Below are 11473 nucleotides of genomic sequence, written 5' to 3' on the forward strand. Positions count from 1 at the left end.
CGTCGCCGGTGGCGGAACCCCACTCGACCAGCACGCCGTCGACGCCGTCGAGCGAGGTGCCGGACATCAGGCCGATGTAGAGATCCGGCATGTCACCTGGCCGCACCGATACGGCGGCGGCGCCTTCACTCGGCGAGGTTGGCTGCGACCGTCAACGCCGCGTCGAGCTGGCTGCGCATTTGCGGCGCGACGCCGGCGAAGCGCTGCCTGCCCGTGGCGCTCAGTTCGATCGCCTCGGACGACTTGGCCATCGCCAGCGGGTTCTGCTGCGCGCCGTTGAGCTTGAACTCGAAGTGCAGGTGCGGGCCGGTGGCCCAGCCGGTCGCGCCGACGGCGCCGACACGTTCGCCCTGCTCGATGCGCTGACCCCTGCGCACGTCGATGCGGCTCAGGTGGGCGTAGAGCGTGGACTTGCCGTTGCCGTGCTCGACCTCGACCACGTTGCCGTAGCCGTTCTGCCGCCCGGCGAAGCTGACCGTGCCACGGGCGACCGATCGCACCGCCGTGCCGGTCGGAGCGCCATAGTCGACACCCTTGTGCGCACGCCACTGGTTGAGGATCGGATGCATGCGCATCGCGAATCCGGAGGTGACGCGCGAGAACTCCATCGGGCTGGCCAGGAACGTGCGGCGCTTGCTCTTGCCGTCGAGGTCGTAGAAGCCGGCGCGGCCGTCGTCGTCCTTGAACCAGACGGCGGAGTGCGACTGACCCTTGTTGATGAATTCGGCTGCCACCATGCGGCCGGCCGCGTTGTTCCAGGTGACCGCTTCGCCGTCGGCGGTGAGCGTCTCGTAGACGACGGAGAAGGTGTCGCCCTTGCGCAGTTCGCGGTGGAAGTCGATGTCGACCGAGAAGGCTTCGGCCATCTGGACGGCGACGCCATCGGGGATGCCGGATTCGTCGGTCGCCGCGAACAGCGAACTGCGGATCGTGCCGCTGCCCAGCCGCACGGTCGTGGCCAGCGGTGCGGTTTCGATGCGCGTGCTCAGTTGTCCGTCGATGCGGGTGACAGACAGGCGCTCGAAGTGGGTCGTGGCAAGGCTGCTGTCGGCCGGCGCGTAACGCGCCGTCAATTCGACCAGGCTGCCGCCCGTCGTGGCGGCGGCGCGCACGATCTTGCCGGCCCGGCCCTCGAAGAGCTTGCGCGCCTGCGCATCGCGGCGCAAGAAGGCGACGGCCTCGGCGTCGCTCACGCCCAGACGGGCGAGTAGCGACTCGGCGCTGTCACCGGCGCGCGTCGTTTCGGCGCGGTACAGGCTCAGCGTGTGGCCGGCCAGTGCTTCCAGCTGCGAAGGCACGTCCTCGGAGTTGACGATTTCCGTCACCATGCGACGCGGCAGGTCCGACGCATCGGGTGCTGTCTGAGCGATGCCGTAGGCGGCCGCGCCGAAACCGGCCAGCGCCAGCGCCACGACCGAAGCCAGCGTGCGCGGATGCGAGTGAACGAAGCGGTTGCCGCGCGCCAGCGTCGCCTCGGTGGCGCGTTCGAGTTGTCCCAACGATTTCAATTCAGTCTGTGCCGAACGCGGACGCTCGAGTCAATGCAGGTTGCAGGTGGGCGTCCACTAGAATCCGTGGCGCCTGCCGGAGCTTCAGCCGGCCGTTCGGGGTGTGAAATAACGCACGGCCAAGTATACCGAGCGCCTCCCGAGCTTCCGTTCGTAATACCCCCATCCCGCGCCCCATGTCCCAGCCCTCCGCGACGCCCTCTTTCCCGGTGACCGACCGCGTTCTGCAAGCGATGAAGGTGTCCCGGCGAGGTTGCGACGAACTGTTACCTGAAGCCGATTGGCTGGCCAAGCTTGCCCGGTCCGAAGCAACCGGCGTGCCACTGCGCATCAAACTGGGTCTGGACCCGACCGCGCCGGACATTCACGTCGGCCACACGGTGGTGCTCAACAAGATGCGCCAGCTGCAGGATCTCGGCCACCAGGTGATCTTCCTGATCGGTGACTTCACCTCGATGATCGGCGACCCGTCCGGCCGCAACACCACGCGGCCGCCGCTGACGCGCGAGCAGATCGAGGCCAACGCGCAGACCTACTACCGCCAGGCCAGCCTGGTGCTCGATCCGGACAGGACAGAGATCCGCTACAACTCCGAATGGAGCGACCCGCTGGGTGCGCGCGGCATGATCCAGCTCGCGGCGAAGTACACCGTCGCGCGCATGATGGAGCGCAACGACTTCGCCGAGCGCTTCAAGGCCGGCACGCCGATCAGCGTGCACGAATTCCTCTACCCGCTGATGCAGGGCTACGACTCGGTGGCGCTGAAGAGCGACCTCGAGCTCGGCGGCACCGATCAGAAGTTCAACCTGCTCGTGGGCCGTGCGCTTCAGGGCGAGTACGGCCAGGAGCCGCAGTGCATCCTGACCATGCCGCTGCTCGAGGGCCTGGACGGTGTCGAGAAGATGTCCAAGAGCAAGGGCAACTACATCGGCATCACCGAACCGGCGAACGACATGTTCGCCAAGCTGCTGTCGATCAGCGACACGCTGATGTGGAAGTACTTCACCTTGCTGAGCTTCCGCAGCGAGGCCGAAATCGCCGCGCTGAAGGCCGAGATCGACGGCGGGCGCAACCCGAAGGACGCCAAGGTGATGCTCGCCAAGGAGATCACCACGCGCTTCCACAGCGCGGCGGCGGCGGATGCGGCGGAGGCCGACTTCGCCAACCGCGCCCGCGGCGGCATCCCCGACGAGATCCCGGAAGTGTCGCTCGCGGGTGCACCGTTGGGCATCGGCGCGCTGCTCAAGCAGGCCAACCTCGCGCCCTCGAGCAGCGAGGCGATGCGCCTGGTCGATGGCGGCGGCGTGCGCATCGACGGCGCGGTGGTCAGCGACAAGGGCCTGAAGCTGGAGCGCGGCAGCTATGTCGTGCAGGTCGGCAAGCGCAAGTTCGCGCGCGTGACGCTGGCCTGATCGCAGCGCATGCAGGCGAAGACCCTGCTCAAGCTGTCGGTGGTGGCCGCGCTGGCCACCATCGCGATGAAGACCGGCGCGTGGTGGGTCACCGGCTCGGTGGGCCTGCTGTCCGACGCGATGGAGTCCTTCGTCAACCTCGCCTCGGCGCTGTTCGCCGTGCTGATGGTGACGATCGCCGAGCGCCCGGCCGATGACGACCACCCGTTCGGCCACACCAAGGCCGAGTACTTCTCCAGCGGCTTCGAGGGCCTGCTGATCGTCGGCGCGGCGGTGGCCATCATCTGGGCGGCGGCCGGGCGCTTCGCGAACCCGCAGCCGCTCGAGCAGCTCGGCTGGGGCATCGCGCTGTCGGTGGCCAGCTCGGCGATCAACGGGCTGCTCGCCTGGCGCATGCTGGTGGCTTCGCGCGTGCAGCGCTCGATTGCGCTCGAGGCCGATGCGAGGCACCTGTTCACCGACGTCTACACCTCCGCCGGCGTGGTGCTCGGCCTGCTGCTGGTGCCCGTGACCGGTTGGCTGTGGCTGGACCCGTTGCTGGCCATCGGCGTGGCGCTGAACATCCTGCGCGAAGGCGCCCACCTGGCATGGCGCTCGGTCGACGGCCTGATGGACAAGGCCGTCGAACCCGAGGTGCGCGGGCAGATCGACGAGACGCTGGCGCAGTTCGCCCACCACACCATCCGATTCGACCACATCGTCACGCGCCGTGCCGGTCAGCGGCGTTTCGTCGACGTGCACATGCACATGCCGGCCGGCTGGACGCTTGGCCGCGCCGCCGCGCTGCGCACGAGCGTGGAGCAGGCACTGATGAGCGCGGTGCCGGGGCTGCGCGCCTCGATTCAGCTGCTGCCGACCGACGTCGAGGCGCACTTCGACGACCCGAAGGACCTGGTGTGATCGCGCTGCTGCAGCGCGTCGCCTCGGCGCGCGTCGAGGTGGCGGGCCGTGTCACCGGCGCCATCGGCCCGGGCCTGCTGATGCTGGTCTGTGCCGAGCCGCAGGACACCGAGGCGATCGCCGACAAGCTCGTCGCCAAGGTGCTCAAGCTGCGCATCTTCCCGGACGAGGCCGGCAAGATGAACCGCAGCGTCGTGGACGCAGGTGGCGGCCTGCTGGTGGTCAGCCAGTTCACGCTCGCGGCCGACACGACCGGCGGCAACCGGCCAAGCTTCACCGGCGCGGCCGGCCCCGAACTCGGCCGGCGTCTCTACGAGCGCGTACTCGCCACCGCGCGCGCCGCGCATCCGCAGGTCGAGTGCGGCGAGTTCGGCGCCGACATGCAGGTGCATCTGGTCAACGACGGCCCGGTGACCATTCCGATCACGCTGCGCGGCTGAAAACGAAAAGGGCCACCTGAACGGTGGCCCCTTGCGTCGCAGCGGGGAACGCTCAGTCGGCGTACTGGCCGGCGGCCTTGATGGCCGGGCCCCACTTGGCGATCTCGGCGGCGACGAACTTCTTGTGCTCGGCCGGAGCGAGGCGGCCGTCGGTCACGACCACGGCGCCCAGCGCTTCCTGCTTCTTGATGAAGTCGGCGTCCTTGAGCGCCGTCTTCAGCGCCGCATTGACCTTGTCGACCACGGCGGCCGGCGTGCCCTTGGGCGCGTACATGCCGTGCCAGATGCTGACGTTGAAGCCCTTCAGGCCCTGGCTGTCCAGCGTCGGCAGCTTGGCCAGCGCCGGCGTCTTCAGCTGCGCCGTCGTGGTCACGGCGTAGGCCTTGACCTTGCCGCCCTCGATCTGGCTGGTCGTGTTGGTGGTCTGGTCGCACATGATGTCGACCTGGCCGCCGAGCAGGTCGGTCATGGCCGGGCCGGTACCCTTGTACGGCACGGTGGTCATGTCGATCTTCACGCTCTGCTGGAACAGCAGGCCGCACAGGTGCGAGGCTGCGCCCAGGCCGGCGTTGGCGAGGTTGATCTTGCCCTTGTTGGCCTCGAGCCACTTGACCAGTTCGGCGTAGTTGTTCGCCGGCAGCGTCGGGCGGCCGATCAGCGTCATCGGCACGTCGTTGACCAGGCCGAGGTACTCGAAGTCGGTCTCGACATTGAAGGGCAGCTTGCGGTACAGGCCCGGCGAAGTCGCCATGCCGATGTGGTGCAGCAGCAGCGTGTAGCCGTCCGGCGCTGCCTTGGCGACCTTGCCGGCACCCAGCGTGCCGCCGGCACCGCCGACGTTCTCGATGATCACCGTCTGCTTCAGCGCCGCGCCGAGCGCCACGCCGAGGTCACGCGCGACCTTGTCGGTCGGGCCGCCGGCCGCGAAGGGCACGACGATGGTGATCGGCTTGTCGGGGTACTCGGCAAGGGCCGCGGTGGCGGTCAGGGTGGCCAGTACGGCCGTCAGCAGGCGCTTCATGGTTTCGTCCTTTCGGGAGGGCGGAGATAAGACAGCGCGATTGTGGGCAGGCCCCGCGGCCCAAACATGGCGGAAACTACGTAAACCCCGGGTGAACCGGGGTGCGGGTGTTCCCGGTCAACCGAGATGGGCCGCCAGCACACGTGCCACGTGCAGTGCCTCGCGCCCGGCGCCGTCGGCGATCTGGTGCCGGCAACTCGCCCCGTCGGCGACGATCCAGGCCTCGCCCGCGGCGCGCACCGCCGGCAGCAGCGACAGCTCGGCCATCTGCAGCGACGCTGCATGGTGCTCGGCCTCGTAGCCGAAGCTGCCGGCCATGCCGCAGCAGGAGCTCTCGATCAGCTCGGGCTTCGCGCCGGGGATCAGCTTCAGCACCTCGAGCACCGGCTGCACCACGCCGAAGGCCTTCTGGTGGCAGTGGCCGTGGACCTTGATCGGCTTCGTGGCTGGCGACAGCGTCGGCGCGAATCGGCCCTCCGTCGCTTCGCGGGCGACGAACTCCTCGAAAGTCAGCGCCTGCGCCGACACGGTCGTTGCCGCGTCGTCCAGGCCCATCACCAGCGCCTCGTCGCGCAGCGTCAGCAGGCACGAGGGTTCGAGCCCGACGATCGCAATGCCGCGCTCGGCGAACGGTGCGAGCGCCGTCACCAGCGCACCGGCCTGCGCCTTCGCTCGATCGGCCATGCCCGTGGACAGGTAGGTGCGCCCGCAGCACAGCGGCGCGCCCTGCAGCCCGGGCACGTGCACCGCATAGCCGGCGGCCTGCAGCACGCGCACGGCATCGCGGGCGTTCTCGGTCTCGAAGTGGCCGTTGAAGGTGTCGACCCACAGCACCACGCTCTTCTCGGCAGCGAGTGCCTGGTCTGCGTCGACGAGGCCGAGCTGCGGCGCCACGCGGCGCACCGTGTCGCGCCGCCAGCGCGGCAGGCTGCGCGCAGCGGCAAACCCAACGGCACGTTCGGACCAGCGCGCCAGCGCCGGCACACGATCCCTCAGGTTGAACAGCCACGGCATCGCGCTCGCCCAGCGCGCGTAGCGGGGCAGGTGCGCGATCAGCCGGTCGCGCAGCGTGTGGCCGTGGCGGGCCTTGTAGGCCGCCGTAGCCTCGACCTTCATGCGCGCCATGTCCACGCCGGTCGGGCAGTCGCGTTTGCAGCCCTTGCAGCCGACGCACAGGTCGAGCGCGGCCTTCACCGCTTCGCCATCGAGCGACTCGCCGCCGAGCTGGCCCGACAGCGCCAGGCGCAGCGTGTTCGCACGGCCGCGGGTGAGGTGTTGCTCGTCGCGCGTGATGCGGTAGCTCGGGCACATGGTGCCGGCGTCGAACTTGCGGCAGTGGCCGTTGTTGTTGCACATCTCGACGGCCTTCGCGAGGCCGCCGGTGGGGTCGCCGCCCGTGCCCGGCGCGGTGGTGGTCTCGGTCGCCGGGTCGTTGCGCACATCCCAGGCCGACCAGTCGAGCACCGGCTTCAGCGGGATGGTCCTGTACGTCGGCGGGAAGCGGAACAGCCGCGCGTCGTCCATCTTCGGCGGATCGACGATCTTGCCGGGGTTGAAGAGCTTGCCCGGGTCGAGCTCCTGCTTGATGGCGCGGAAGGCGTCGTCGATCTTCGCGCCGAACTGCCAGCGGATCCACTCGCCGCGACACAGGCCGTCGCCGTGCTCGCCGCTGTAGGCACCCTTGTACTTGCGCACCAGCGCGGCGGCCTCATCGGCGATGGCGCGCATCTTGGCCGCGCCGTCGCGCCGCATGTCGAGGATGGGCCGCACGTGCAGCGTGCCCACCGAGGCATGGGCGTACCAGGTGCCGCGCGAGCCGTGTTTGCGGAACACCTCGGTCAGCGCGTCGGTGTACTCGGCCAGGTGCTCGAGCGGCACCGCGCAGTCCTCGATGAAGCTGACCGGCTTGCCGTCGCCCTTCAGGCTCATCATGATGTTCAGGCCGGCCTTGCGCACCTCCCACAGCGCCTTCTGTGGCGTCTCGTCAGGCATCTCGACGACGCTGCCGGGCAGGCCCAGGTCGCCCATCAGCTCGACCAGCGACTGCAACTGCTTGAGCAGCGTGCCGCGATCGTCGCCGCTGAACTCGACCAGCAGGATGGCGTCGGGCGACCTTCCCTCGACAGCGATCAGCGCCGCCTCGATCACCGGCCGGAACGCCGGGTTGGCGCGCGACAGCTCGATCATCGTGCGATCCACCAGCTCCACGGCGCTTGGGCCCAGCTTGACGATGTGCTGGGCCGAGTCCATCGCGGTGTGGAAGCTGGCGAAGTTGATCACGCCCAGCACCTTCGCCTTCGGCAGCGGCGCGAGCTGCAGCGTGAGACTGCGCGTCAGTGCCAGCGTGCCCTCGGCGCCGACCAGCAAGTGCGCCAGATTGACGCTGCCGTCGTTCGTGTACGGCCGCTCGCTGCGCGGCCTGAAGATGTCGAGGTTGTAGCCCGCGACGCGGCGCATCACCGTCGGCCAATGCTCGTCGATCTCCGGCGCCAGCGCCTCGGCCAGGCTGCGCACCACCGCCGCGATGTGGCGTTCCTTCGTGCCCAGCGTGGCCAGCGGGCCGAAGCTCACCTCGCTGCCGTCGGCCAGCCAGGCGTCGATGCGCTCGACGTTGTGCACCATGTTGCCGTAGGCGATGCTGCGGCTGCCGCAGGAGTTGTTGCCGGCCATGCCGCCGAGCGTGGCCTGCGCACTGGTCGACACGTCGACCGGGTACCACAGGCCGTGCTTCTTCAGCTCGACGTTGAGGTGGTCGAGCACCAGGCCGGGCTCGACCTCGGCACGCCGCGCATCGACGTCGACCGAGAGCACGCGCCGCAGGTGCTTGCTGAAGTCGATCACCAGCGCCGCGCCGGTGGTCTGGCCGCACTGCGAGGTGCCGCCGCCGCGCGGCAGCACCGGCGTACCCGTCTCACGGGCGACCTGCAACGCGATCGCGACATCGCGCTGGGTCTTGGGCACGAACACGCCGACCGGCATGATCTGGTAGATCGACGCGTCAGTGGCGTAGCGGCCGCGCGAGGCGGCATCGAACAGCACCTCGCCTTCGGTCTCCTTGGCGAGTCGACGTGCCAGTTCGGCGTTCATGCGCTGGCCTTTCCGCCCGGGTGCAACTGGCCGTTCTTCATCAGCTCGAGCACCGCGTCGCGCTTGTGCACCAGGTGTTCGATCAGCAGCGTTCGCAAGCCCGCGGCGTCACGCGCGGCGAGCAACTCGACCATGCGCTCGTGCTCCTTCACCGCGCGCTTCCACTTCGCCTCGTCGAAGTTGGAGCGAAAGCGCAGCGCCTGCAGCCGCGCATTGACGTTGCGCCAGGTCTGCGCCAAAACCGGGTTGCGCGCCGCCGCGTTGATCTGCGTGTGGATCTGCGCGTTCAGGCGGTAGTAGGTCGGCAGGTCGCGGCGCGTGAAGGCGGCCATCATCTCGTAGTGCAGCGCACGGATCTCGGCGAGTTCGCTCTCGGTGATGCGCTGCGCCGCCAGTTCGCCCGACTGGCCCTCGAGGCCGGCGATCACCTCGAAGGTGTCGGCCACGTCCTGCTCGGACATCTGTGCCACCACCGCGCCGCGGTTCGGCAGCAACTCGACCAGTCCCTCGGCGGCGAGCATCTTGATGGCCTCGCGCAGCGGCGTGCGCGAGACGTTCAGCAACTCGGCGAGCTCGCGCTCGTTGAGCTTGGCGCCTGGCGCAAGCTGGCCTTCGACGATGCGCTGGCGCAGCCGCACGGCGACTTCCTGGTGGAGCACCTGGCGGGGGATGGAGATGATCTCGGCCATGCTTGGTATGCAGTTCTGAGCGGTGTGTTGGCCCTGATTCTAGGGCAGCTTCGCTTGACAAATGAATTTTGTATGCAAAACTGAAGACTTCTAGGAGCGCTTCATGATCCCCCTCGACCAGCATCCCAGCGGCCGCCACTTCCTGCAGATCCCGGGGCCGAGCCCGGTGCCCGACCGCATCCTGCGCGCGATGAGCCTGCCCACCATCGACCACCGCGGCCCGGAGTTCGCCGGCCTCGGCCTGAAGGTGATCGCCGGCATGCAGCAGATCTTCCGCACCAAGCACCCGGTGGCGATCTACCCGGCCTCGGGCACCGGCGCCTGGGAGGCCGCGCTGGTCAACACGCTGAGCCCCGGTGACGCGGTGCTGATGTTCGAGACCGGCCACTTCGCCACGCTCTGGAAGAAGCTCGCCGAGCGGCTCGGCCTGAAGCCCGAGTTCCTCGCCGTGCCCGGCACCGATGCGGCCACCGGGCTGCCGTGGAGCTGGCGCCGCGGTGTGCAGGCCGATCTGATCGAGCAGCGCCTGCGTGCCGACAGCGGCCATGCCATCAAGGCAGTCTGCGTCGTCCACAACGAAACCTCCACCGGCGTGACCAGCGACATCGCCGCCGTGCGCCGCGCCATCGATGCCGCCGGCCACCCGGCGCTGCTGCTGGTCGATTCGATCTCGGGCCTGGCCTGCGCCGACTACCGCCACGACGACTGGGGCGTCGACGTCACCATCAGCGGCTCGCAGAAGGGGCTGATGCTGCCGCCGGGCATCAGCTTCAACGCACTGTCACCGAAGGCACTCGAGGCCAGCAAGACGGCGAAGCTGCCGCGCAGCTTCTGGGCCTGGGACGAGATCGTCGAGATGAACAAGACGGGCTACTGGCCCTACACGCCGAACACCAACCTGCTCTACGGCCTCTCCGAGGCGCTGGACATGATCCTGGAACAGGGTCTCGACGCCGTGTTCGCGCGCCACCAGCGCTGGGCCGAGGGGGTGCGCGGCGCGGTGCGCGCCTGGGGCCTGCCGATCCAGTGCGCCGACGCCGCGGTCTACTCGCCGGTGCTGACCGGCGTGATCACGCCGCAGGGTGTCGACGCCGATGCGCTGCGCAAGCTGATCCACGAGCGCTTCGACCTGTCTCTCGGCACCGGCCTGAGCAAGGTCAAGGGCCGCATGTTCCGCATCGGCCACCTCGGCGACTGCAACGACCTGACGCTGATGGCCGCGCTGTCCGGCGTCGAGATGGGCTTCAAGCTGGCTGGCGTGCCGCTGGCCGGCAGCGGCGTGCTGGCCGCGATGGAGTTCTTCGCCGCCCACTCGCTGCAAGCGCCGATGCGCGTCGCCGCCTGAACGATTCCGCCCAAACAACGACTGGAGACAAGACCATGCAACGCCGTTCGATCCTGAGAGCCACCGCCGGTGTGGCCGCCACCCTGGCCGTGCCGCGTGTCTTCGCGCAGGCCTGGCCGAGCGGCCCGATCCGCATCGTCGTCGGCTTCCCGCCGGGTGGCGGCACCGATGCGCTGGCCCGCGTGGTCGCCACCAAGCTGACGCAACTGTGGAACCAGCAGGTCATCGTCGAGACCAAGGCGGGCGTTGCCGGTGTGCTCGCCGCCGACTACGTCGCGCAGCAGCCCAGCGACGGCACCACGCTGATGATGGCGCACATCAACAGCCATGCGCTGGCGCCCAGCCTGCAGCCCAAGCTGAACTACAGCGTCGAGCGCGACTTCGTGCCCATCGTGCTGGTGGGCGTCACGCCCAACCTGCTGATCGCCAACCCGAAGGAGGAGGCGAAGACGGTGAAGGACATCGTCGCGCTGTGCAAGGCCAGGCCAGGGCAGGTGAGCTTCGGCTCGGCGGGCAACGGCTCGGCGCAGCACCTCGCGCTGGAGTCGTTCAAGCTGCAGGCCAAGGTCGACGCGATCCACGTGCCCTACAAGGGCAGCGGGCCGCTGCTCACCGACCTGATGGGCGGGCAGATCCAGTACAGCTTCGAGACCATGACCGCCGCTACGCCGCACGTGAAGAGCGGCAAGGTGCTGGCGATCGCGCAGACACGCACCAAGCGCGCCAAGGGCCACCCGGGCGTGCCGACGATGGAGGAGCAGGGCTTCCCCGGCTTCGAGGCGACCACCTGGTACGGCCTGGTCGGCCCGGGCAAGCTGCCGGCACCGATCGCGCAGAAGATGAACGAGGACGTCAACAAGGTCCTTGCTATGCCCGATGTGCAGGAGAAGCTCGAGACCTACGGCGCCGAGGACGGCGGCGGCACGAGCGAGAAGTTCGCTGCCTTCATTCGTTCCGAGATGGCGAAATGGGCCAAGGTGGTGAAGGACGGAAACATCAGGATCGAGAGCTGAGCGCGGCACCTCGCGGGCTGCTCGCGGCCCAGAGCGGAAGTTCGACGTCTGCTTTGCG

Annotated in this window: 10 protein-coding genes; 5 read left to right on the plus strand and 5 right to left on the minus strand. The window is 68.9% G+C overall.

The features are described 5' to 3' along the window. The coding region (locus AAG801_RS20725) for an anhydro-N-acetylmuramic acid kinase (protein ID WP_341890084.1) at positions 1–91 on the minus strand (91 nt) is incomplete at its 3' end. Between the two features lie 34 nt (positions 92–125). After that, positions 126–1499: a M23 family metallopeptidase gene (locus AAG801_RS20730; RefSeq protein ID WP_341890059.1), complete on the minus strand. Its 1374-nt coding sequence runs from the start codon at positions 1497–1499 to the stop codon at positions 126–128. A 185-nt stretch (positions 1500–1684) separates the two neighbouring features. Between AAG801_RS20730 and tyrS the strand changes: the two genes are divergently transcribed. From tyrS to dtd, 3 genes are read left to right on the plus strand one after another with little or no spacing between them, the layout of a single operon-like run. After that, entirely contained in the window at positions 1685–2920 is a 1236-nt protein-coding gene (gene tyrS / locus AAG801_RS20735; protein WP_341890060.1) for a tyrosine--tRNA ligase, read from the plus strand. 9 nt (positions 2921–2929) lie between these two features. After that, positions 2930–3820 carry a cation diffusion facilitator family transporter gene (locus tag AAG801_RS20740; RefSeq protein ID WP_341890061.1) on the plus strand — a complete coding sequence of 297 codons (891 nt, stop codon included), beginning with the start codon at positions 2930–2932 and terminating at the stop codon, positions 3818–3820. Beyond that, entirely contained in the window at positions 3817–4260 is a 444-nt protein-coding gene (gene dtd / locus AAG801_RS20745) for a D-aminoacyl-tRNA deacylase (protein WP_341890062.1), read from the plus strand. The genes AAG801_RS20740 and dtd overlap by 4 nt, the downstream gene beginning before the upstream one ends. Before the next feature lie 52 nt (positions 4261–4312). On the opposite strand, the gene AAG801_RS20750 is transcribed toward dtd, so the two are convergent. The 3 genes from AAG801_RS20750 to AAG801_RS20760 all read right to left on the minus strand — a co-directional run bounded on the left by AAG801_RS20750 (position 4313) and on the right by AAG801_RS20760 (position 9057). Then, on the minus strand, positions 4313–5281 hold the full coding sequence (locus AAG801_RS20750) for a tripartite tricarboxylate transporter substrate-binding protein (protein ID WP_341890063.1): 969 nt from the start codon (positions 5279–5281) through the stop codon (positions 4313–4315). Positions 5282–5398: 117 nt separating this feature from the next. After that, the gene (locus tag AAG801_RS20755) at positions 5399–8368 is read right to left on the minus strand and encodes an FAD-linked oxidase C-terminal domain-containing protein (RefSeq protein WP_341890064.1); all 2970 of its coding nucleotides are present in this window, start codon (positions 8366–8368) and stop codon (positions 5399–5401) included. Then, positions 8365–9057 (minus strand): GntR family transcriptional regulator, encoded by a 693-nt coding sequence (locus AAG801_RS20760; RefSeq protein WP_341890065.1) that lies wholly within the window; start codon positions 9055–9057, stop codon positions 8365–8367. The genes AAG801_RS20755 and AAG801_RS20760 overlap by 4 nt, the downstream gene beginning before the upstream one ends. Before the next feature lie 103 nt (positions 9058–9160). Here AAG801_RS20760 and AAG801_RS20765 point away from each other — a divergent pair, with 103 nt between their 5' ends. Together AAG801_RS20765 and AAG801_RS20770 are read left to right on the plus strand one after the other, a co-directional pair. Beyond that, on the plus strand, positions 9161–10402 hold the full coding sequence (locus tag AAG801_RS20765; RefSeq protein ID WP_341890066.1) for an aminotransferase class V-fold PLP-dependent enzyme: 1242 nt from the start codon (positions 9161–9163) through the stop codon (positions 10400–10402). A gap of 35 nt (positions 10403–10437) precedes the next feature. After that, positions 10438–11415, plus strand: coding sequence for a tripartite tricarboxylate transporter substrate binding protein (locus AAG801_RS20770; RefSeq protein ID WP_341890067.1), 978 nt, complete (start codon positions 10438–10440; stop codon positions 11413–11415). Positions 11416–11473 lie beyond the last annotated feature (58 nt).

Source organism: Variovorax sp. YR752, assembly GCF_943372545.1.